20 protein-coding genes are annotated in these 21,885 nt (G+C 45.5%); 15 read left to right on the top strand and 5 right to left on the bottom strand.

Features of this window, described 5'->3' with window-relative positions; genetic code table 11:
* Positions 1-57: 57 nt before the first annotated feature.
* From fabZ to ZX61_RS00550, 10 genes are all read left to right on the top strand, one after another.
* A complete protein-coding gene (gene fabZ / locus ZX61_RS00595) occupies positions 58-510 on the top strand; it encodes a 3-hydroxyacyl-ACP dehydratase FabZ (RefSeq protein WP_139152290.1) in 453 nt (150 codons plus the stop codon).
* A gap of 1 nt (position 511) precedes the next feature.
* The gene (gene lpxA, locus ZX61_RS00590) at positions 512-1,300 is read left to right on the top strand and encodes an acyl-ACP--UDP-N-acetylglucosamine O-acyltransferase (RefSeq protein WP_049842795.1); all 789 of its coding nucleotides are present in this window, start codon (positions 512-514) and stop codon (positions 1,298-1,300) included.
* Positions 1,301-1,391: 91 nt separating this feature from the next.
* Positions 1,392-2,534 (top strand): lipid-A-disaccharide synthase, encoded by a 1,143-nt coding sequence (lpxB, locus tag ZX61_RS00585; protein ID WP_049842794.1) that lies wholly within the window; start codon positions 1,392-1,394, stop codon positions 2,532-2,534.
* Between the two features lie 4 nt (positions 2,535-2,538).
* Positions 2,539-3,156 (top strand): ribonuclease HII, encoded by a 618-nt coding sequence (gene rnhB / locus ZX61_RS00580; RefSeq protein WP_049842793.1) that lies wholly within the window; start codon positions 2,539-2,541, stop codon positions 3,154-3,156.
* A gap of 90 nt (positions 3,157-3,246) precedes the next feature.
* A complete protein-coding gene (gene dnaE / locus ZX61_RS00575; RefSeq protein ID WP_049842792.1) occupies positions 3,247-6,726 on the top strand; it encodes a DNA polymerase III subunit alpha in 3,480 nt (1,159 codons plus the stop codon).
* Between the two features lie 38 nt (positions 6,727-6,764).
* Positions 6,765-7,724, top strand: coding sequence for an acetyl-CoA carboxylase carboxyl transferase subunit alpha (accA, locus tag ZX61_RS00570; RefSeq protein ID WP_049842791.1), 960 nt, complete (start codon positions 6,765-6,767; stop codon positions 7,722-7,724).
* 93 nt (positions 7,725-7,817) lie between these two features.
* Positions 7,818-9,137, top strand: coding sequence for a tRNA lysidine(34) synthetase TilS (tilS, locus tag ZX61_RS00565; protein ID WP_049842790.1), 1,320 nt, complete (start codon positions 7,818-7,820; stop codon positions 9,135-9,137).
* A 50-nt stretch (positions 9,138-9,187) separates the two neighbouring features.
* Positions 9,188-9,502: a c-type cytochrome gene (locus ZX61_RS00560; RefSeq protein ID WP_049842789.1), complete on the top strand. Its 315-nt coding sequence runs from the start codon at positions 9,188-9,190 to the stop codon at positions 9,500-9,502.
* A gap of 100 nt (positions 9,503-9,602) precedes the next feature.
* Entirely contained in the window at positions 9,603-9,941 is a 339-nt protein-coding gene (glnB, locus tag ZX61_RS00555) for a nitrogen regulatory protein P-II (protein WP_004744805.1), read from the top strand.
* 53 nt (positions 9,942-9,994) lie between these two features.
* Positions 9,995-10,852: an endonuclease/exonuclease/phosphatase family protein gene (locus tag ZX61_RS00550; protein WP_049842788.1), complete on the top strand. Its 858-nt coding sequence runs from the start codon at positions 9,995-9,997 to the stop codon at positions 10,850-10,852.
* Here ZX61_RS00550 and ZX61_RS00545 read toward each other — a convergent pair.
* The 3 genes from ZX61_RS00545 to gloB form a co-directional block, all read right to left on the bottom strand.
* The gene (locus ZX61_RS00545) at positions 10,849-11,535 is read right to left on the bottom strand and encodes a YIP1 family protein (RefSeq protein WP_049842787.1); all 687 of its coding nucleotides are present in this window, start codon (positions 11,533-11,535) and stop codon (positions 10,849-10,851) included. The genes ZX61_RS00550 and ZX61_RS00545 overlap by 4 nt on opposite strands.
* A complete protein-coding gene (locus tag ZX61_RS00540; RefSeq protein WP_049842786.1) occupies positions 11,532-13,094 on the bottom strand; it encodes a lytic transglycosylase in 1,563 nt (520 codons plus the stop codon). The genes ZX61_RS00545 and ZX61_RS00540 overlap by 4 nt, the downstream gene beginning before the upstream one ends.
* A 70-nt stretch (positions 13,095-13,164) precedes the next feature.
* A complete protein-coding gene (gloB, locus tag ZX61_RS00535) occupies positions 13,165-13,923 on the bottom strand; it encodes a hydroxyacylglutathione hydrolase (protein ID WP_049842785.1) in 759 nt (252 codons plus the stop codon).
* A 52-nt stretch (positions 13,924-13,975) separates the two neighbouring features.
* On the opposite strand from gloB, the gene ZX61_RS00530 reads away from it, so the two are divergent.
* A complete protein-coding gene (locus ZX61_RS00530) occupies positions 13,976-14,719 on the top strand; it encodes a class I SAM-dependent methyltransferase (protein ID WP_049842932.1) in 744 nt (247 codons plus the stop codon).
* Here ZX61_RS00530 and rnhA read toward each other — a convergent pair.
* The gene (rnhA, locus tag ZX61_RS00525) at positions 14,716-15,180 is read right to left on the bottom strand and encodes a ribonuclease HI (protein WP_049842784.1); all 465 of its coding nucleotides are present in this window, start codon (positions 15,178-15,180) and stop codon (positions 14,716-14,718) included. The two genes, ZX61_RS00530 and rnhA, sit on opposite strands and share 4 nt — an antisense overlap.
* A gap of 56 nt (positions 15,181-15,236) precedes the next feature.
* Here rnhA and dnaQ point away from each other — a divergent pair, with 56 nt between their 5' ends.
* Together dnaQ and ZX61_RS00515 are read left to right on the top strand one after the other, a co-directional pair.
* A complete protein-coding gene (gene dnaQ / locus ZX61_RS00520; protein WP_049842783.1) occupies positions 15,237-15,971 on the top strand; it encodes a DNA polymerase III subunit epsilon in 735 nt (244 codons plus the stop codon).
* A gap of 8 nt (positions 15,972-15,979) precedes the next feature.
* Positions 15,980-17,230, top strand: a complete 1,251-nt coding sequence (locus tag ZX61_RS00515) for a TIGR03503 family protein (protein WP_049842782.1) — start codon at positions 15,980-15,982, stop codon at positions 17,228-17,230.
* A 78-nt stretch (positions 17,231-17,308) separates the two neighbouring features.
* Here ZX61_RS00515 and fadE read toward each other — a convergent pair whose 3' ends face one another.
* On the bottom strand, positions 17,309-19,762 hold the full coding sequence (gene fadE, locus ZX61_RS00510) for an acyl-CoA dehydrogenase FadE (protein WP_049842781.1): 2,454 nt from the start codon (positions 19,760-19,762) through the stop codon (positions 17,309-17,311).
* A 307-nt stretch (positions 19,763-20,069) separates the two neighbouring features.
* Between fadE and lpcA the strand changes: the two genes are divergently transcribed.
* On the top strand, positions 20,070-20,648 hold the full coding sequence (gene lpcA, locus ZX61_RS00505) for a D-sedoheptulose 7-phosphate isomerase (protein WP_049842780.1): 579 nt from the start codon (positions 20,070-20,072) through the stop codon (positions 20,646-20,648).
* Positions 20,649-20,720: 72 nt separating this feature from the next.
* Positions 20,721-21,566, top strand: coding sequence for a class II glutamine amidotransferase (locus ZX61_RS00500; protein ID WP_049842779.1), 846 nt, complete (start codon positions 20,721-20,723; stop codon positions 21,564-21,566).
* Positions 21,567-21,885: the final 319 nt, after the last annotated feature.

The raw sequence follows: 21,885 nt of genomic DNA, 5'->3' as shown, positions 1-21,885 counted from the left end.
TTTTCATCTATAATGCCCGTCAGATACAAAATTAGCATTCAATATAGGAATATGACTTTGACTACTGAAAACAAAACGATGAACATTACTGAAATTCAGGAATTGTTGCCGCATCGCTACCCTTTCTTACTTATTGATCGTGTGATTGATTTCCAAGAAGAGAAATATCTAACGGCGATTAAGAATGTTTCAGTGAATGAGCCTCAGTTTACAGGTCATTTCCCACAACTACCTGTATTCCCGGGAGTACTGATCCTTGAAGCAATGGCGCAGGCAACTGGCTTATTGGCATTCAAATCATTCGGTGCTCCTTCAGACAACGAGCTATACTATTTCGCAAGTGTAGACGGTGCTAAGTTCCGTAAACCAGTGGTACCTGGTGACCAACTGGTGATTGAAGTTGAATTCTTAAAAGAGCGCCGTGGTATTGCTGCATTCAAAGGCACAGCAAAAGTTGACGGCGAAGTAGTATGTTCTGCTGAACTAAAATGTGCTCGTCGAGAGTTTTAATATGATTCATGAAACGGCTCAAATTCATCCTTCTGCTGTAATTGAAGGTGATGTGAAAATCGCAGCTAATGTGACTGTTGGTCCATTCACCTATATCTCGGGAACGATCGAGATCGGTGAAGGTACTGAAGTGATGTCACATGTTGTGATCAAAGGTCATACAACCATCGGTAAAGACAATCGTATTTTCCCCCACGCTGTGATTGGTGAAGAAAACCAAGACAAGAAATATGGTGGAGAAGAGACAACCGTAGTGATCGGTGATCGCAACGTAATCCGCGAAGCGGTACAAATCCACCGTGGCACGACTCAAGATAAAGCAACAACCGTGATTGGTAATGATAACCTGCTGTGTGTTAACGCGCACATCGCCCATGATGTTATTGTTGGTAACCATACTCACGTTGGCAACAATGCTATCCTTGGTGGTCACGTTACCCTTGGTGACTATGCGGGTGTTATGGCTCTTTCAGCGATTCACCCGTTCTGTAATATCGGTGCTTACTCATACACAGGCGGCTGCTCTGCTGTTGTTCAAGACGTGCTTCCTTACGTACTTGCGCAAGGTAACCATGCAACACCGTTTGGCCTAAACCTAGTAGGTCTTAAGCGTAACGGTTTTGAGAAGCCAGAAATCCGTGCTTTGCAGAAAGCGTACAAAGAAATTTACCGTTCGGGTAAAACGCTTGAAGACGCAAAAGCAAGTCTAGTTGAAATGGCGAAAGAGTTTGAATCAATCAAACCTATGCTAGATATGCTAGAGATTTCTGAGCGCGGTATTATTCGCTAATAACACTTGTGAAGCTGCATAAAAGATCGCAATCTTACGGTTGCGGTCTTTTTTACTTTTTAAAGCAACAAATTAGGTAGGTCATTCAGCAATGGAAAAACCACTACGTATTGGCATTATCGCCGGCGAACTGTCAGGAGATACTTTGGGTGAAGGCTTTATCAAAGCGATAAAAGCACAATATCCAGATGCAGAGTTTGTTGGCATTGGTGGCCCGAAGATGATCGCTCAAGACTGTGAGTCTCTGTTCGATATGGAAGAGCTCGCTGTTATGGGCTTGGTTGAAGTGTTGGGACGACTACCAAGGCTGTTAAAAGTGAAAGCTCACTTGGTAAAGTATTTCAGCGATAATCCACCGGATGTCTTTGTCGGTATTGATGCTCCAGATTTCAACTTACGCCTTGAACTCGATCTAAAGAAGAAGGGGATCAAAACGGTTCACTATGTCAGCCCTTCTGTATGGGCATGGCGTCCAAAACGTATCTTCAAAATTGATGCCGCGACCGATCTTGTTCTGGCTTTTTTACCGTTTGAAAAAGCATTCTACGATAAGTACCAAGTCGCGTGTGAGTTTGTTGGACACACTTTAGCAGACTCGATTCCGCTTGTTCCGGATCAACAACAGGCGCGAGCCTTGCTTGGCCTAAAGCAAAACAAGCAGTGGTTAGCTGTACTACCTGGCAGTCGTGGCGGTGAAGTCGGCTTGATTGCTGAACCCTTCATTCAAACCTGTCGTGAAATCAAGAAAAAGCATCCAGACATTGGCTTTGTTGTGGCTGCGGTGAATGATAAACGTCGCCAGCAATTTGAACAGATCTGGCAGTCTGTTGCGCCAGATCTCGACTTTGTTATTGTTCAAGACACTGCGCGAAACGTGATTACGGCTGCTGATGCAGTCTTGCTTGCCTCAGGTACAGTTGCTCTTGAATGTATGCTGCTTAAGCGCCCAATGGTGGTTGGCTATAAAGTGAACCGATTAACAGGATGGTTGGTGCAAAAGTTGGCGATCACCAAGCATGTGTCGTTGCCAAATATTTTGGCGGGTGAGGAGTTGGTTAAAGAGTTTATTTTGGATCAATGTGCTCCTGAGTACTTAGTTCCTGCCGTCGATAAGATGCTAAATAGTGATAACCAAGAGCTCATTGATCGCTTTACTGATATGCACAAACTCATTCGCAAAGATGCCGATGTACAGGCCGCTAAAGCTGTACTTAAGTTGATCGGCAGAGATTAACAAGATGACTAAACAAAACAAAGAATTACCGCCATTTGAATATCCACAGGGATACCTTCGTATCGCTGGTGTTGATGAGGTTGGGCGTGGACCGTTGGTTGGCGATGTTGTGACGGCCGCCGTTATCTTAGACCCTAACAATCCAATCGAAGGTTTGAACGATTCAAAGAAGCTGTCTGAGAAAAAGCGTCTGGCGTTACTCCCTGAGATTAAACAAAAAGCACTAGCTTGGTCGGTGGGACGTTGCTCTCCTGTAGAGATTGACGAATTTAATATTTTGCAAGCGACTATGGTTGCGATGCAAAGAGCAATTTCTGGCTTAGAAGTACAACCTGATTTAGCCCTGATTGATGGCAACCGCTGCCCTGAGTTAACCATGGACTCGCAAGCGGTCGTCAAAGGCGATTTACGCGTTGCTGAAATTAGTGCCGCTTCGATTATCGCTAAAGTGGTGCGTGATCAAGAGATGGAAGAGCTTGATAAGCTTCACCCTGAGTTTGGTTTCGCTAAGCACAAAGGCTACCCAACTAAAGCGCACTTTGAAGCGATTGAACAACACGGTGTCATTGATCAGCATCGTAAGAGTTTTAAACCCGTTAAGCGTGCGCTTGGCATTGAGTAGCAATGCTGTTTCAGGGGTATATAAGTCGAAGGTTTTCACTTAAAATACCTCAAATATCTCTATCATTTGTAACCGCTTCGGACCCTATTCATGTCAGACCCTAAGTTTATCCACCTTCGAGTTCATAGTGACTTTTCCATGGTCGATGGCCTTTCAAAAGTGCCACCCTTGGTTAAGAAAGTGGCCGAGTTGGGCATGCCTGCCGTGGCGCTCACTGACTTTAGCAACTTATGTGGATTGGTTAAGTTTTATGGCACCGCTCATGGTTGTGGTGTAAAGCCAATTATTGGTGCTGATTTTGTTATGCAGTCACCTGAGTTTGGTGATGAGCTAACCAAGGTGACAGTGTTAGCCGCAGATAATGTCGGTTACAAAAATCTTACTTTACTAATATCCAAAGCGTATCTGCGCGGGCATGTTCAGCATCAACCCGTTATCGATAAAGAATGGCTAGCAGAGCTTTCAGAAGGTGTGATCGTTCTTTCTGGAGCTAAAAGTGGTGAGATAGGTAAAGCATTGCTTAAAGGCAATCAGAAGATTGTCGAACAGTGTATCGAGTTTTATCAGACTCATTTTCCTGATCGTTTTTATCTTGAATTAGTTCGAACCGGGCGCGCCGATGAAGAAACGTACCTGCACTTTGCTTTAGAACTTGCAGATCAATATGATCTCCCTGTTGTCGCCACCAATGATGTGGTTATTCTTGATGAAACCTTGTTTGATGCCCATGAAATTCGTGTCGCGATTCACGATGGTTACACGTTAGAAGATCCCCGTCGACCAAAAAACTATAGTCCTCAGCAATATCTACGTAGTGAAGAAGAGATGTGTGAGTTGTTCTCTGACATCCCAGAAGCGCTGGAAAATAGCGTTGAAATTGCTAAGCGCTGTAACGTTACAGTTCGCCTTGGTGAGTATTTCTTGCCTGCGTTTCCAACCGAAGGTATGGAAGAGACTGAGTTTCTGGTGAAAAAGTCAGAGGAAGGTTTAGAAGAACGTCTAGAGTTTCTGTTTCCTGATCCAAAAGAACGAGCAGAGCGTCGCCCAGAGTACGATGAACGTCTTAAAATCGAGCTGGAAGTTATCAACAATATGGGATTCCCTGGCTACTTCTTGATCGTAATGGAGTTTATCCAGTGGTCAAAAGACAACGAGATCCCAGTAGGCCCGGGGCGTGGTTCTGGTGCAGGTTCGTTGGTGGCTTATGCGCTTAAGATCACCGACCTTGATCCACTTGAATACGATCTGCTGTTTGAACGTTTTCTCAACCCCGAGCGTGTATCCATGCCCGATTTTGATGTCGATTTCTGCATGGATAAGCGCGACCAAGTTATCGACCACGTTGCTGAAATGTATGGCCGTGATGCGGTATCGCAGATCATCACTTTCGGTACTATGGCAGCGAAGGCGGTAATTCGTGACGTAGGCCGTGTACTTGGTCATGGCTTCGGTTTTGTTGATCGCATCTCGAAACTGGTCCCGCCAGATCCGGGTATGACGCTAGAAAAAGCATTCAAAGCAGAACCTGCACTGCCTGAGCTGTACGAAAACGACGAAGAAATTAAAGAGCTGATCGATATGTGTCGCATCTTAGAAGGGTGTACACGTAACGCAGGTAAGCATGCTGGTGGTGTTGTAATATCGCCAACTACAATTACTGACTTTGCGCCGATTTATGCTGATGCGGAAGGTCACTTCCCCGTCACTCAGTTCGATAAAAACGACGTTGAAACCGCGGGTCTGGTTAAGTTTGACTTCTTAGGCCTGAGAACACTAACCATCATCGATTGGGCGCTGGGCTTGATTAACCCTCGTCTAGAGAAAGAAGGCAAACCACCGGTCGCGATTGAGTCGATTCCACTCGTAGACCAAGCGTCATTTAACTTATTGCAAAACTCGGAAACCACCGCGGTATTCCAGCTCGAATCTCGCGGTATGAAAGAGCTGATTAAACGCCTTCAACCAGACTGTTTTGAAGATATTATCGCACTGGTAGCTCTGTTCCGTCCCGGTCCGCTGCAATCGGGCATGGTAGATAACTTCATCGACCGTAAACATGGACGCGAAGCGGTTTCTTACCCAGATGAGCAGTGGCAGCACGACTCTCTGAAGGAGATTCTAGAGCCAACCTACGGCATTATCCTCTATCAGGAGCAGGTAATGCAGATCGCCCAGGTGCTCTCTGGTTATACCCTAGGTGGTGCGGATATGCTTCGCCGTGCTATGGGTAAGAAAAAACCTGAAGAGATGGCTAAGCAGCGCGCTACCTTTGAAGAGGGCGCGATCGCCAATGGTGTTGATGGCGAGTTGGCGATGAAGATCTTCGATTTGGTGGAGAAGTTTGCCGGCTACGGCTTTAACAAATCGCACTCAGCCGCCTACGCGCTGGTTTCGTACCAAACGCTGTGGCTTAAAACGCATTACCCGGCCGAATTTATGGCGGCGGTAATGACGGCCGATATGGATAACACCGAGAAAGTCGTTGGTCTGGTCGATGAGTGTTTCCGTATGAAACTCAAAGTTCTGCCGCCAGATATCAACGCAGGTTTGTATCGTTTTAATGTCGATGAAGATGGTGCGATTGTTTACGGCATCGGTGCTATCAAAGGAGTGGGTGAAGGCCCAATCGATGCTATTCTCGAAGCGCGCAACAAAGACGGCCATTTTAAAGACCTATTCGACTTCTGTGCTCGTATCGACCTGAAAAAGGTCAATAAGCGAGTTATTGAAAAACTTATTTATGCGGGCGCATTGGATCGCCTTGGCCCGCATCGCGCTGCAATGATGGCTTCACTTAATGATGCGGTAAAAGCGGCTAGCCAACACCACCAAGCAGAAGCCTTTGGTCAAACCGATTTATTCGGCGTGTTGACCGAAGCACCTGAAGAAGTTGAGCACAAATACACTAAAGTTGAACCTTGGCCGGAAAAAGTGTGGCTCGAAGGTGAACGCGATACTTTAGGCCTTTATTTGACCGGGCATCCAATAAATGCCTACATAAAGGAACTTGGTAAGTACACCAGTTGTCGACTAAAAGACGCAACGCCAACCAGACGTGATCAAAGTGTTACCATTGCTGGTCTTGTTATTGCGGCTCGTGTGATGACTACCAAGCGTGGTACTCGTATTGGTATTATGACACTGGATGATCGCAGTGGACGTATGGAGGTGATGTTGTTCTCCGATGCGTTAGATCGATATGCAGAATTGTTAGAAAAAGATAAAATTTTGGTTGTTTCTGGACAGGTCAGCTTTGATGATTTCAATGGTGGTCTTAAAATGTCCGCGCGCGAGGTTATGGATCTTGGAACTGCTCGTGAAAAATATGCACGGGGATTATCAGTTTCCATCGATCAATCGCAAATCAATGACCGATTTTTTGAGCGTTTTAGTCAAATACTAGAGCCTCATCGGGCGGGTAGCGTTCCTGTCCATGTATACTACCAACGCTCTGATGCCCGGGCGCGTTTAACGTTAGGTACAGAATGGCGAGTGACGCCAAGCGACGCATTATTAGATGATTTAAAACAACTACTTGGGAAAGGCCAGGTAGAACTCGAATTTAACTAAGTTCGGTACAACGCCACCGAATCATAAAGGATCTATAGATGAGCCTGAATTTTTTAGAATTTGAAAAACCAATCGCAGAGCTAGAAGCAAAAATTGAAGCACTTCGTGACGTATCTCGTCATGGTGGAGAGTCTGGTGTTGATCTTGAAAAAGAGATCGAACAACTAGAGAAGAAGAGCCTAGAGCTTAAGAAGAAGACCTTCAGCGACCTTGGTGCTTGGGAAACTGCCCAACTTGCTCGTCACCCACAGCGTCCTTACACGCTAGACTATATTGAACACGTATTTACAGAGTTTGATGAGCTTGCTGGCGATCGCCATTACGCTGACGATAAAGCGATCGTTGGTGGTATGGCACGGTTAAACGGTCGCCCTGTAATGATCATTGGTCATCAGAAAGGTCGTGAGACAAAAGAAAAAGTGAAGCGTAACTTTGGTATGCCGAAGCCGGAAGGTTACCGTAAAGCTTTGCGTTTAATGCAAACCGCTGAACGCTTTAATATGCCTATCATCACTTTCATCGACACCGCAGGCGCTTACCCAGGTGTTGGGGCAGAAGAGCGCGGTCAATCTGAAGCTATCGCTACTAACCTAAAAGTGATGTCGGGTCTGAAAGTGCCTGTTATCTGTAACGTTGTAGGTGAGGGCGGCTCTGGCGGCGCACTAGCGATTGGTGTGGGTGACTATGTGAATATGCTTCAGTACTCAACTTACTCGGTTATTTCTCCAGAAGGTTGTGCATCTATCCTTTGGCGAGATTCGGATAAAGCACCGCAAGCTGCAGAAGCGATGGGTTTGATTGCTCCGCGTCTTAAAGAGTTAGAACTTATCGATGAAATTATCGAGGAACCTCTCGGTGGTGCACATCGTGACCATCTGCAAATGGCGCAAAACATGAAAGCGACCCTAGTTCGTCAGCTTGAGGAGCTGGAAGCTTTCGACAACGACACGCTTCTTGAGCGTCGTTACCAGCGTCTAATGAGCTACGGCTACTGTTAATCTATGTGATTTGAGACAGAAGGCTGAACTTAGGTTCAGCCTTTTTTATTGCCAATGATAAACTACCACTAACCACTCCAATTGCTGATAGTTATGAACCTAGAATCTATTTTCGACAATACACTAGAACAACACTACAAAACCGGAAACCAAATAATACTAGGGCTCAGTGGCGGACTTGATTCTCGGGTAATGTTGGAGTTAATGACGCAGTACTGTCAGAAGAGAAATATTGTGTGTTTTGCTGTCCATGTTCATCATGGCTTAAGCCCTAATGCTGACCACTGGGCGCTGCAGTGTCAAAAGTGGTGTCAGCAACTTGGTGTTGAATTTGTGTTAGAGCGAGTGAGTGTTGTAACAGAAGCTCGAAGCCTTGAAGAGAGTGCCCGTGACGCTCGATACGGGGCATTAAAAAAACACCTTAAGCCCGGTGATCTGCTACTAACAGGGCAGCATGCTGATGACCAACTTGAAACATTTTTCCTAGCACTTAAACGTGGAAGTGGCCCTAAAGGACTTTCATCTATGGCGCAAGTGATGGAGTTTGGCTGCGCAAAGTTGCTGCGTCCACTATTGACGGTTCCTCGTAAAGAGATTGAGCAGTATGCAGGGGAAAAACAAATCGACTGGGTTGAGGACGAGAGCAATCAGGATCAACGCTTTGAGCGCAATTATATTCGTCACTCGGTTACGCCTGCATTAGTCGAACGATGGCCGCATATCAGGCAGTCTATTCAACGTGCTTCCGAACTTTGTTCTGAGCAAGAGTGCCTTATTGATGAACTATTAATCGATAAATATCAGCAGTGCTTGCAGAGCGACGAAAGTCTGAGTATCGAAAAGTTAGAACCGTTAACACCGTCTATCCGCAGCAGAATTATTCGTATGTGGTTAGAGCAAGGGCAACTTCGTATGCCAAGCCGAGAGCAACTGGCTCTGATTTGGCGGGAGGTTGCACTGGCACAGCGTGATGCCAATCCACAACTCCAATTACCTCAAGCTCAAATTCGTCGCTATTTGCGTGGTCTTTATATTGTTCAAGATTGGCGGCCACTCACACTGTGGCAGCAAGAGCTCCAAATTGATAGCCACTGTTTACTGCCTGACTCCTTAGGTACTCTCGCCATTGTCAGCTCAACTCATGGCTCCATGTCTCAAAAAGCATTGGGCCAAAGCAAACTTCGTATCACTTTTAATCCTGAAGGCCTGAGTGCTCACCCAACTGAGCGCGGGCATAGTCGTAAACTGAAAAAATTATTCCAAGAATATGGTGTCCCGAGTTGGTTAAGACGTAGAACACCAATATTGATGTGTGGAGAGCGAGTAGCTGCGGTCGGTGATTTATTTATTGATCGTCAGTTTATAGGTCAGGATTGTGAACTGATCTGGGACAAGCGAAAACGGTTTATGTAAAATTGTATACATAAAAACGTACAAATATTACGGAATTATAAGGAAGAGCAATGAAAAAAGTCGCGATTGGATTGGTATTAGGGATGGGACTACTGAGTGGCAATGTATTGGCTGCGGGTGATGTTGCTGCAGGTCAGGCTAAAGCTGCAATATGTGCGGCTTGTCATGGTGCTGATGGTATAGCTGTGATCCCTGGTTACCCCAACCTAAAAGGTCAAAATGAGCAATATCTAGTGAGTTCTATTAATGCCTATAAGAAAAAAGAGCGCAACGGTGGTCTCGCAGCAGTAATGCAGGCGCAAGCCGCAATGCTAAGTGATGCCGATGTGGCGAATCTAGCCGCATACTACGCAAGCTTGAAATAGTTTACCTATGATTGAAGAGCCCGAGCCATTATGCTCGGGCTTTTTATTAGTTAGCGAACATGGGATAATAGAGACAATTACAATAGTTTAAGGGAAGAACATGAAAAAGATTGAAGCTATTATCAAGCCATTTAAGTTAGACGACGTGCGTGAAGCACTTGCTGAAGTTGGCATTACAGGTATGACAGTGTCTGAGGTTAAAGGCTTTGGCCGTCAAAAAGGTCATACTGAGCTGTATCGTGGCGCAGAGTATATGGTTGATTTCTTACCTAAGGTAAAGCTTGAAATTGTAGTCACGGATGATGTGGCCGATCAGTGTGTTGATACCATTATCGAAACCGCACAAACAGGCAAAATTGGTGATGGTAAAATCTTTATTACTGATGTCGAGCGTATTGTCCGTATTCGTACGGGTGAAGAAGATGAAGACGCTATCTAATCCAGTGTATTTTTGAGAAGAGCCGTGAGGCTCTTTTTTGTTTAGGCTCGCCAATGAAGAAAATTGTTTACTTAGTTCTTACCGCTCTCGTTTTATCTCTGACCGTAATCATTGGTTATCAGACCGCCTTTAGCTATTCCCAACAAGTGCAATTGACCTCAATTTCAGCTAATCAAGTACACGGCTCTTTACACTGTTACCACAATGAAAAGGCATCTGTGGTGGATAATGGCGGTAGGTTGGAGCTTTTAGTGTGGAATATCTATAAGCAGAATAAGCCCAACTGGCAGGAACGCTTAGCCGAGTTGTCGGAGGGGAAACAGTTGGTGCTGCTGCAGGAATCGAGCATGACAGCTGAACTAACAAAGTGGATTGGCGAACAAGGGTGGTTTGGTAGCCAGGTGGACGCTTTTAAAGCGTTTGACACCTCTGCGGGAGTATTAAATTTATCATTGACGACACCAAGTAAAGCCTGTGCCTACACCGAGTTAGAGCCCTGGCTACGCTTACCTAAATCCGCACTCTATGCGCGCTATCCTTTGTCTTCTGGAGAGCGCTTAGCGGTGGTCAATATTCATGCGATCAACTTTACCTACGGCACTGCTGAATACTATCGCCAGTTACGAACCTTGACTGACGAGCTAGCTAAGCATCGAGGGCCAATTATTGTTGCTGGAGATTTTAATAGTTGGAGTGAAGAGCGGTTTAGCGTGATGTTGGAAGCACTGGCATCATTAGGCTTGCAGGAAGTGTCATACCAGCCAGATCATCGTACTCAGTTTGTTACCGGTTTACCCTTAGACCATGTTTTTTATCGTGGCTTAGTGCTAGAAAAAGCTGAGGCGCCAATCTCTGACGCCTCTGATCATAATCCAATTTTGGTGAGCTTTCACTTAGCTACAGATGGTTAGAATATTAAGATGTAGAGCGCCCAAATTAGGTAGTAGGCAAGCCAAGGTAGTGCGGCAATAACCAGAGCTTGGCCGCGTTCAAATTCAGTCCATGTACCTACCGCAGCATACCCCAAAGCAATGTACCAAGGCAGTAATAGCGGGAATGAACTGGCAAACTGAGACCACTCATTTGTCAGTGGTAGCTTGAGCAATCCGTTCAGGCTATTTAAATCAGCAGCGTAAACCATTACCTGTCCGTGTTTCAACAGCACGCTTACATAGCTTGCCAGATCGCCAATAATCGCCGGGAAGGTAATTACTGCACTGGCGGCAAACCACTTCCAGAACCCATGCTGATGTTGGCTAGGTTTAGTTGCGAGATTGAACCAAAATGCGAGCATTAAAATTGTCAGTGTTCTGCCAACAATATCGCTAATGATTTCGCTCGCCATTAAGGTATTGGCTTCGAGCAATTCAAGTTGCTGTGGACTGGTTTCTGCGAGTTGGGCTGTCAGCCCTTGTTTTAGCCACTCGAAGTCGACCATGTCAAAGTAAGCACCCCAGAACAAGAAAGGGGACAGAACCAAGAATATATAAGGTTGCCAACCCCAAGCTCCACGTTGATATAGTGCTAAGAAACATGCGCTAGGCGAACGGAAAATATCGACTAGCATAACTAACGGGTTACTTGACGGGTTCATACACTTACCTTAGTTACGTCAACATACAGCTTAAGCTTTTGACCTGGCTTAAGGTATTTCTGTCTGTTGAGATCGTTCCATTTAACAATGTCGTTTGATTTCACTTTAAACTTGCTCGCAATACCACTGATTGTGTCACCACTACGCACGTTGTAGAAAACAGTACGGATGATAGCTCCATCTGAGTTGTTCTTCCAAATCACTAGTTTTTGGCCAACTCTCAAGGTGTCTCTTGGGCCCATGCCGTTCCACTTTGCCAGTGATTGATGAGAAACTTTGTTGGCGCGAGCGATAGACCATAAGTTGTCGCCAGAGCGAACTATATGAGTGAGCTTGTATTTGCCTCGAGTTTTGGCTTGAGTGTTGGCTAAACGGTTGGATGCGCTTAGCGCATAAGCTTTATCATCACGCGTTGACGTCGGGATCATAAGGTGTTGGCCAACACGAATATTGTTACCGCTTAGGTTATTAGCGCTGCGAATCACTTTTGCTGTGGTGTTGTACTTTTGCGCCAACACACTAAGACTATCGCCCGATTTCACCTTGTAACGAACGACCTTCATACCCTTACCACGGTTTTCATTAACCGCGTTATTAAACTGAGCTATGCTACTTGTTGGTAACAGCAGTTGATGTGGGCCATTTGGAGCCGTGGCCCACTGATTGTAGGCGGGGTTCAAGCTCTGAAGCTGTTTAACACTAATACCGGCATAGTTAGCCGCAATGGCTAAATCAAGTTGCTCTTTCGGATCGACCAGCTCAACCACGGGCTTGTTGGTAATCGTCGGAATATTGATCCCATACTTTTCTTGATTCGCCACTACATCCGCAAGCGCAAGAAGTTTAGGTACATAGCTACTGGTTTCTTTTGGTAAGTCTAGCGAGAAGAAGTCAGTAGGTTTACCAAGTTTAGTATTTTTACGGATTGCACTGGATACTCGACCACCACCACTATTATAGGCAGCGATGGCGTGAGTCCACTCACCATCAAAACGCTTATTGAGATAGGTAAGGTAATCTAGGGCAGCGTCGGTTGAAGCGGCGACGTCACGGCGACCATCATACCAAAAGTTTTGCTTAAGGCCTTGTTGCTTGCCCGTGCCAGGAACAAATTGCCATAGCCCTGCCGCACTGCCATGTGAGTAGGCAAATGCATCAAAAGAGCTTTCAACCACAGGTAAAAGAGCCAATTCTAAAGGCATGTTGCGCTGCTCTATTTTCTCGGTAATAAGATACAAGAATGGTTCGGCACGTTGTGAAACAGTTTTTAGGTGATTGGGGTGTTTTAGGTACCACGTACGATAGTAGTCAACGAGTTTGTGGTCAGGAATTGGCATCTCTAATTGCATAGCGATACGCTGCCAGACATCTTGCTGTGTCTGTGGAGTCACCACTGGCTCGGTTTTGACTATGGGTTTCGCTGATTGAGCGCTAGGCTCAGTTTGCTTGATTGTTGGATTGTTTGTTTCTGGAGAGACGGCTTCTCCGGAATCAGTCGGCTGGGTAAGCTGACAACCTGATAATAATAGCGCTAATACCCAGCTGTGTTTTAATCGCATTGCACAGCCCTTTTTTTACTTGGCTGCTGATAATACTTGTCCCAATTAGTAGGTGACAAGCAGCAATTCGTTAAAATTCGTTCTTCCACTCACGTAATGCGCTAAAAATCGCGAGTGAATCGCTTTCAACTGTGCGATTTGCCACACTTCGGATGACAGATTGTTGGTCTGTACGTAAGAAAGGGTTGATCCATTTTTCGCGACGTATCGTTGTTGGTAGCGTGGGTTTGTTCTGTGCTCGTAGTCGATTGACCTCATCACGGTATTGCTGAAGTAACTCATTATCAGGTTCGACTGCAAGGGCAAACGCAACATTACTCGCGGTGTATTCGTGTGCGCAGTAAACCTCAGTTTCTTCAGGCAATGCGGCAAGCTTGGACAGTGAGGTATGCATCTGCTCCATTGTGCCTTCAAATACTCGTCCGCAGCCAGCAGAGAAGAGTACATCACCGCAGAAAAGCTTGCCGTCACCCACATAACCAATATGACCTCGCGTATGGCCTTCTAAACCGAGTACAAAAAACATCTCGTCAAATAACTCGATTTGATCGCCCGCCTCCACGGCGTGCGTCAAAGTCGGCACGGGTTCATTGGCAGGGCCGACAACATCGACATCAGGAAATTGTCTCACTAGCTCAGGGATACCACCAATATGGTCATTGTGATGGTGGGTAATCAAAATCGCTTCTAAACTCAATTTATGCTGTTTTAGATAAGCTAAAACAGGCGCACAGTCACCTGGGTCAACAACAGCACAACGGCGATCGCTATTTTCAATCAGCCAGATGTAATTATCATTAAATGCAGGTATGCTTTTGATATTCAACATGGTTGTGTCTCCAGTATATTGGTCAACAGACGCTTGGGTGAAGCAGTTAACTATGAAGCCAGCACGTAGCAGCAAAAAGCTTGAAAAGCCTCATTCATGGTCTCAGTTAAAAAATGGTCAGTGGGTCAGTGAGTCTATTCAAACCCGCGTCGACGAATGGTGCCCTAAGCTATTCGGTTATCATTTACTAAAACTGGGTGGGTTGAGCTGCGAGTTAACCAGTTTCAACTGTAATATTCAACATCAAGTTAATCTAGATATCCAGAACCCATTACATAATGTAATTGCAGATGGCTACGATTTGCCGTTTTTAGAGAAAAGTTTTGATGCGGTCTTGATGGTTCATCAACTTGATTACTGTAACGATCCGCACCGAATGTTACGTGAAGTCGATAGGGTGGTCATTGACGATGGTTATTTGATCATTACGGGTTTTAATCCAATTAGCCTCACTGGGTTGGCGAGCTTGATGCCGTGGCGTAAAAATGCTCTTCCCTGGAGTGGCAGAATGTTTACTCCTAACCGAGTGAAGGATTGGTTGGGTCTTATGAATTATCAAGTGATTGAGTGTGACAGTTATGCGCTGTTTCCGATGCAAAAGTACCGCACGATGTGGACATGGCTAGAGAACAGTATAGGTGACTGGGCGTCACCTATGGGAAGTTTGTATTTTATTGTTGCCCGTAAGCGAACCTACCCACTAAAACCTATTAAGCCTCATTGGAAGTTAAAGCGAAAATTGACGCCATTAGGCGTCAATTACAAGATTTCGAATAAGCAAAGTCACCAAGATTAGTTTGGAATATATCCACTGTCTTCTTCGCTAGGGTTCTCTGCGGCGGCGCGTGCTAATTCGTCACACATCTCATTTTCGCGATGACCTGCATGGCCTTTTACCCAGCGCCAGTCGATGGTGTGACGTTGAGTTTCTTTATCGAGTGCTTGCCAAAGGTCAGCATTTTTAACTGGCTTTTTATCTGCGGTTTTCCAACCACGTTTTTTCCAGTTATGAATCCATTGAGTAATGCCTTGGCGAACGTATTGGCTATCTGTGGTTAAGATGACATCACAGGGTTCTTTTAGTGTTTGCAGTGCGACTATGGTCGCTAGCATCTCCATACGGTTGTTGGTGGTTAGCGTATAACCTTTGGCTAAAGTCTTTTCGGTTTGTTTATAGCGTAGAACAACACCATAGCCACCCGGACCAGGGTTACCTAGGCAAGAACCATCAGTGAAAATTTCCACCTGTTTCGTCATGATTTGATACTATTGGGTTAAGCACATTATTGGCATAGTCTGACACATATTTTGTTATGAATACTAGCAACAATTCGAATCAACACCGTATCGTGGTACTCGATACCGAAACCACAGGTATGAACCGTGAAGGTGGACCACATTACCAAGGGCATCGCATTATCGAGATCGGTGCGGTGGAAATTATCAACCGTAAACTGACAGGTCGACACTTTCACGTTTACATTAAGCCCGATCGAGAAATTCAGCCTGATGCGGTTGAAGTTCACGGTATTACCGATGAGTTTTTGGTAGATAAGCCAGAATACCAAGACGTTCACAATGAGTTTTTAGAGTTCATTAAAGGGGCAGAGCTGGTGGCTCACAACGCGTCCTTCGATGTCGGCTTTATGGATCATGAATTTGGTATGCTCAATTCACAGATCGGCAAAACGGTTGACTACTGTAAGGTGACCGATACGCTGGCTATGGCGAAGAAAATCTTCCCGGGCAAGCGAAACAATCTTGATGTCCTCTGTGACCGATATGGTATCGATAACTCCCATCGTACGCTACACGGGGCATTACTCGATGCGGAGATTCTTGCCGACGTCTACCTGTTGATGACAGGTGGGCAAACCTCATTGCAATTCAATGCGGGAAGTTCAAGTGAGGGTGGTGAATCCATAAAACGTGCCGCCAGCGGACGAAAAGCGCTAAAGGTTTTGCGTGCAAGCGCCGATGAAATAGAAGCCCACCAAAGTAGATTAGATATCGTCGAGAAAAGCGGAAGCTGTCTCTGGCGTCAATAGGAGAAAAGATGTTGAGGATTTGGATTGCCATTGTCGCCATTTTGTTTAGCGCGTTAGGCTATAGCGCTGAAGAGTCCTCTATGTCTCTATTAGACAACCGCTTTCGCGTCGACCCCTCGATCAAACAAATTACTTTTGTGATTTACCGAGCGAAAAGGTCTCAGCCAGTGGTTCTTGTCAGACCTGATGGTAAAAAGTATTACGCATGGCGTAGTCCTGACAACGTGCGTTGGTATCAAGAGTCGTCAATGGACATTGTTTCTATTGATAATCCCATGCCTGGACCTTGGCAGGCGATTGGTAAAGTCACACCGAAAAATAAAATTAAAATGATATCTCATCTTGAGCTTTCTACTGACAAGATGCCAAGCCGGCTTTATCAAGGTGAATCGATTAAGTTTAATGCACGTCTGACATCAAATGATCAACCGCTGGTACTACGTGATTTTCTAGATCGCGTTAAGCTGAAGGTGACGTTTACCAAGTACATCGAAAATGAAGATGAACTTATTAAAGAAGCCAAGCCTGTTCCAGAAGTTATCGGCGAGTTTGCCGATGATGGACAAAATTTGGATGAGGTGGCGGGTGACGGCATTTTTACTGTTTCTTTGCCAATTACCAGTGCACCAGGTAAATATCGAGTAAGAGTTACCTCAGGTAATGGGGTGTTTTTACGGGCACAAGAGCAAGAGGTGCTTGTCTACCCGACACCATTACAGACGACTTTTATTCAGTCTCGTGACGCTATGAGTCCAAATAAAATAATTATCGCAGGTGAGCAGGGAATGATTTTGCCTGGTTCAATTGCAGGGCGCATTGAACATACTTCGCCTGAAGGACAGTTAATATCGGTACAAGGTTCGGCAGAGGCAGAGAGCAACAAGCTTGAGTTAGAGATTCCTTACAGCGAAACCATTGGCCTTTATACGTGGACAGGAGAAGCATTTGCAACTGAAATGGGCTCTGAACGACCACTAATTTTCCAGATGACAGAGCATTCGTATAGCGTCGTTGCTGAAGTGGATATGGCGGAGACTCGCCGACTACAGGAAGAGGAACGCCTCATACAGCAAAAACGTTTAGAAGAACTGCAATTAATTCAGATGCGAGAAGAAAAACGCACGCGTACCATGATTATTATCGGCGTGGGTAATGTAGTGATGATTCTTCTTGGTTTAGTGGTATGGTTTGTTATGCGTAAACTGAAAGCTAGCAAACAAGCAATTCCTGAGATGCAGTTGGAAATGCCGAAGAAGTAATGGCGTTATTTGATGCACATTATAAAATTCTGAGACTAAAAAGGGCTGCAGAGCAGCCCTTCGTCATAGCAGTTATCTTTACGCGACTTCATCCATTTTTGAACAAAGCTGCGGTTGCGGCTTTGCTGCCAGTTCTTCCGGACTAAAGTCATCGACGTTGATTACATACAAGCGCTGCACTTCAGCTTCACGCAGTAACGTCGCTTCGTTGGCATCAATAATACCTTTTTCTAAACCAATAGCAGCGACTTCATCCAAACGTAGGAATGGGCGGCGCTTACCTGTCTCTTTACAGATTTTGTCGAACACAGGCTCAGCTTGAAGGATGATTTCAAGCGCTTGTTCGATACGACCAACGGCATTGAATTCACTTGCTGCAAAGTACTGGTTACGGCCAATTCGAGAGCGAGTTTCACTCGGTGTCTGTAAGATCTGAGCAACTTGGCTATCGAGCTTATCGCTTGGCGTTTGACGTACGCGACCAAATGGTAAGATTAATAGGCGTAATGCTTTGCCCAACCACTTGTTCGGGAAGTTGGCTAAGAACTCGTCTACGGCAAGCTCAGTCTGCTTGAGACTATCTTGCAACCCCCAATGTACTAGTGGTAGATCCTCTGTATGACGTCCATCACTTTCGTAACGCTTTAAGGTAGCTGAACCTAGATATAGTTGGCTCAAAATATCACCTAGACGTGCAGACAGACGTTCCTTGCGTTTCAGGGAACCACCTAAAACAGCCATTGAAATGTCTGATAGGAGTGCAATATTTGCACTGTAGCGGTTTAGTTGCTGGTAGTAGCGAGTAGTTGAGTCTTTGACTGGTGCATCTGAGAAGCGGCCATCGGTTAGACCAAGCCAGAAACTACGAACTAGGTTACTCATAGCAAAGCTCACGTGTCCTGCCAATGCTGAGTCAAACTTGTCTAGGGCGTCAGATGCTTCAGAGTAGGCCGCGTTCATTTCTTCTAAAACAAAAGGATGACAACGAATTGCCCCTTGGCCGTAGATAATCATAGAACGAGTCAGAATATTTGCTCCTTCTACCGTAACCGCTATGGGTGCACCTTGATACCCACGCGCAAGGAAGTTCGATGGCCCCATACAGATCCCTTTACCACCGAGGATATCCATGGCATCAATAACGCTGTGTTGCATTCTGTGGGTACAGTGGTATTTCACGATCGCAGAGATGACTGAAGGCTTTTCTCCCAAGTCGATACCTGCCACGGTTAGAGTGCTGGCAGCATCCATAACATAAGCGTTACCACCTAATCGTGCTAATGGCTCTTCAACCCCTTCCATATGACCAATTGGTTGTTTGAATTGGCGACGGATTCGAGCGTAAGCGCCAGTTGCCAGCGCTGCGGTTTTAATTCCACCAGTCGAGTTTGAAGGTAGCGTGATACCACGGCCAACAGACAGGCACTCAACCAGCATACGCCAGCCTTGTCCTGCCATTTTTGGGCCGCCAATGATAAAGTCGAGCGGAACAAATAAATCTTCACCACGAGTCGGGCCATTTTGGAAGGGCACATTGAGTGGGAAGTGGCGATTACCTATCTCGACACCTTTCAGGTGGGTGGGAACGAGCGCGCAAGTGATGCCAAGATCTGGCTTGTCACCAAGCAAGCCTTCTGGATCGCGCAGTTTAAATGCTAAGCCAAGTACAGTGGCAACAGGAGCAAGAGTAATGTAACGCTTGTTCCACGTTAGGCGCATACCCAGCACCTCTTTACCTTCCCATTGACCTTTACACACCACGCCAAAATCTGGAATTGAACCAGCATCAGATCCAGCTTCTGGGCTAGTTAAAGCAAAGCATGGAATTTCTTTGCCTTCGGCAAGACGAGGCAAGTAATGATCTTTTTGCTCTGTAGTACCATAGTGTTGCAGAAGCTCGCCTGGCCCTAATGAGTTGGGAACACCAACGGTAGAAGAAAGCACGCTTGAAACACCGGTTAGCTTTTGCAGCACTAATGATTGAGCGTAAGCGGAGAACTCAAGGCCACCATATTTTTTCTTAATGATCATGGCAAAGAACTTGTTGTCTTTTAGGAATTGCCAAACTTCAGGTGGTAGGTCGGCTAATTCGTGTGTGACTTTATAGTCATTCACCATAGCGCAAACTTCGTTAACCGGGCCGTCTAAGAAGGCTTGTTCTTCAGCACTGAGTTGCGGTGTCTGGATGCTGTGCAGTTTTTTCCAGTCAGGTTTACCTTTAAACAGCTCGGCTTCCCACCAAACCGTACCCGCATCGAGTGCTTCTTTCTCAGTCTGAGACATTGCAGGAAGCACTTTTTTAAACAGCTCAAGCGCTTTTTTGCTGATCAGTGATTGTCTGATAGATGGGACTGCGAGGATTGTTATTGCGGCAATAAATAGAATCCAACTAAGTGAGCCTGCAGTCCCTAAAATAGAGAGTACAACCATAGTGGCAGTAAGAGCAGCGATTGACAGTGACAGTGAGCTGCGATGATATAAGCAGGTCGCAAGTACTGCAGTAAAGCCAAGTATAGAGAGCAAGATGTCCATATGTATGTTCCTTTATTACGGCGAAATGTGTTCTGTTTTATGCCGATAACACGTAAGAGGTCTAACCAGTTAAGTGTAATCAAAATATTAACAAAATGTAAAACGGGTAATTGCTTAAAAAGTGATCCAAGTAGAGTGAAAAGTCTAAAAATGATGGGCTATGCGGATTTTGTGAACCAAGATTTGCACCAAAGCGGGAATTGTTATCAGTCAGCTATCGACAGTGAGAATTGTTTGAGTAAACTCTGTAGATAACGTTTTCTGCTTTTACGCAGAGCCCTTTATTACAAAAATTAGAGATAAACCTATGTACCAGGACCTGATTAAAAACGAACTGACCGAAGCTGCTGATGTTCTGAATAAGTTTTTAAGTGATGAGACCAACATTGCTCAGATCGAAGCCGCGGCAAAAATGCTGGCGGATTCATTTAAGCAAGGTGGTAAAGTACTTTCTTGTGGTAATGGTGGTTCACACTGTGATGCGATGCATTTTGCGGAAGAGCTGACAGGTCGTTACCGTGAAAATCGTCCTGGCTTACCAGGTATTGCTATTTCTGATCCAAGCCATTTGTCTTGCGTCAGTAATGATTTTGGTTATGAGTATGTGTTCTCTCGTTATGTGGAAGCGGTGGGAGCTAAGGGTGATGTACTATTTGGTTTATCGACTTCTGGCAACTCAGGCAATATTCTGAAAGCGATCGATGCTGCTAAAGCGAAAGGGATGAAGACCATTGCACTTACAGGCAAAGATGGCGGGAAAATGGCGGGCCTAGCGGATATCGAAATTCGTGTTCCACACTTTGGCTATGCAGATCGAATTCAAGAGATCCATATTAAGATTATCCACATAGTGATTCAATTGATCGAAAAAGAAATGGAAAAGTAATTTTCCGAATGGTTTAAACCGTATCCGTATTTTAGGCGGGTACGGTTGTTTTAACAGGGAGCTTTTTAAACCATGTGTGAATTGCTCGGAATGAGCGCCAATGTACCAACCGATATCTGTTTTAGCTTTACTGGGCTAATGCAACGTGGCGGAAATACAGGTCCGCACCGTGACGGTTGGGGAATTACCTTCTACGAGGGCAAGGGCTTTCGTAACTTTAAAGATCCAAATCCAAGCTGCGATTCAAAGATCGCAGAGCTTGTACAGAATTATCCGATCAAAAGCTGTGCGGTGATCAGTCATATTCGTCAGGCTAATCGTGGTGCGGTAAACCTTGAAAATACGCATCCGTTTACTCGTGAGCTTTGGGGCCGTTACTGGACCTTTGCGCACAATGGTCAATTAAGTGATTACCAAGACTTCGCGACTGGACGTCATCGCCCTGTTGGTCAAACCGACAGTGAGCTTTCGTTCTGTTGGCTACTAAAACAAATGGAAGACAAGTACCCGCAGCCGCCTCAAGACATGGTGGGCGTGTTCCGATTTATTGCCCAGTGCTGCGATAAGTTACGTGAAAAAGGGGTATTTAACTTGTTGCTGTCTGATGGTGAGTATGTCATGACTTACTGTACCAATCATTTGTATTGGATTACTCGTCGCGCACCGTTTGGTAAGGCGTCGCTGATTGACGAAGATGTGGAAATCAACTTTCAAGAAGAGACAACACCCAATGATGTTGTTTCGGTTATAGCAACCCAGCCACTGACTGATAACGAAACTTGGCACCGGATGAAACCAGGTGAGTTTGGTATTTTCCACTTTGGTGAATTGATTGATGGCAATGCTGACGAACTGGGCAATGTGGCTTTTGCACCAAAGAAGGTTAAAAGTCAGGCGCCAACTGAGCCGTTGGAGTAATAGAATCGCTCCGCTCTGAGATCGGGCTACGCCCGCGAGAATGTAGAACGCTTCGCTCCGAGAACGGACTCCGTCCTTCGAGAGGCGAACGTTATAGCTGCTGAGTAGGTATCCGATACAGAGTTTTTATGAGGGACTTACGTCTAAAATACAGAAAAAAGGTTGACACCTTAACGTCAACCTTCCAAAACTTTCTCGCTTCTCGCTTCTCGCTTCTCGCTTCTCGCTTCTCGCTTCTCGCTTCTCGCTTCTCGCTTCTCGCTTCTCGCTTCTCGCTTCTCGCTTCTCGCTTCTCGCTTCTCGCTTCTCGCTTCTCGCT

The organism is Vibrio sp. VPAP30 (genome assembly GCF_001188205.1).
GTDB lineage: Bacteria > Pseudomonadota > Gammaproteobacteria > Enterobacterales > Vibrionaceae > Vibrio > Vibrio bivalvicida.
This window is presented reverse-complemented; position numbering and strand designations above follow the sequence as displayed.

Excerpts from the sequence above, each read along its gene's own strand:
- ZX61_RS00515 (WP_049842782.1), top strand. The coding sequence starts at position 15,980 with ATGTTGAGGATTTGGATTGCCATTGTCGCCATTTTGTTTAGCGCGTTA.
- lpxB (WP_049842794.1), top strand. The coding sequence starts at position 1,392 with ATGGAAAAACCACTACGTATTGGCATTATCGCCGGCGAACTGTCAGGA.
- ZX61_RS00550 (WP_049842788.1), top strand. The coding sequence starts at position 9,995 with ATGAAGAAAATTGTTTACTTAGTTCTTACCGCTCTCGTTTTATCTCTG.
- lpcA (WP_049842780.1), top strand. The coding sequence starts at position 20,070 with ATGTACCAGGACCTGATTAAAAACGAACTGACCGAAGCTGCTGATGTT.
- ZX61_RS00500 (WP_049842779.1), top strand. The coding sequence starts at position 20,721 with ATGTGTGAATTGCTCGGAATGAGCGCCAATGTACCAACCGATATCTGT.
- rnhA (WP_049842784.1), bottom strand. The coding sequence starts at position 15,180 with ATGACGAAACAGGTGGAAATTTTCACTGATGGTTCTTGCCTAGGTAAC.
- rnhB (WP_049842793.1), top strand. The coding sequence starts at position 2,539 with ATGACTAAACAAAACAAAGAATTACCGCCATTTGAATATCCACAGGGA.
- ZX61_RS00545 (WP_049842787.1), bottom strand. The coding sequence starts at position 11,535 with ATGAACCCGTCAAGTAACCCGTTAGTTATGCTAGTCGATATTTTCCGT.
- ZX61_RS00530 (WP_049842932.1), top strand. The coding sequence starts at position 13,976 with ATGAAGCCAGCACGTAGCAGCAAAAAGCTTGAAAAGCCTCATTCATGG.
- lpxA (WP_049842795.1), top strand. The coding sequence starts at position 512 with ATGATTCATGAAACGGCTCAAATTCATCCTTCTGCTGTAATTGAAGGT.
- gloB (WP_049842785.1), bottom strand. The coding sequence starts at position 13,923 with ATGTTGAATATCAAAAGCATACCTGCATTTAATGATAATTACATCTGG.
- dnaQ (WP_049842783.1), top strand. The coding sequence starts at position 15,237 with ATGAATACTAGCAACAATTCGAATCAACACCGTATCGTGGTACTCGAT.
- accA (WP_049842791.1), top strand. The coding sequence starts at position 6,765 with ATGAGCCTGAATTTTTTAGAATTTGAAAAACCAATCGCAGAGCTAGAA.
- ZX61_RS00540 (WP_049842786.1), bottom strand. The coding sequence starts at position 13,094 with ATGCGATTAAAACACAGCTGGGTATTAGCGCTATTATTATCAGGTTGT.
- tilS (WP_049842790.1), top strand. The coding sequence starts at position 7,818 with ATGAACCTAGAATCTATTTTCGACAATACACTAGAACAACACTACAAA.
- glnB (WP_004744805.1), top strand. The coding sequence starts at position 9,603 with ATGAAAAAGATTGAAGCTATTATCAAGCCATTTAAGTTAGACGACGTG.
- ZX61_RS00560 (WP_049842789.1), top strand. The coding sequence starts at position 9,188 with ATGAAAAAAGTCGCGATTGGATTGGTATTAGGGATGGGACTACTGAGT.
- fadE (WP_049842781.1), bottom strand. The coding sequence starts at position 19,762 with ATGGACATCTTGCTCTCTATACTTGGCTTTACTGCAGTACTTGCGACC.
- dnaE (WP_049842792.1), top strand. The coding sequence starts at position 3,247 with ATGTCAGACCCTAAGTTTATCCACCTTCGAGTTCATAGTGACTTTTCC.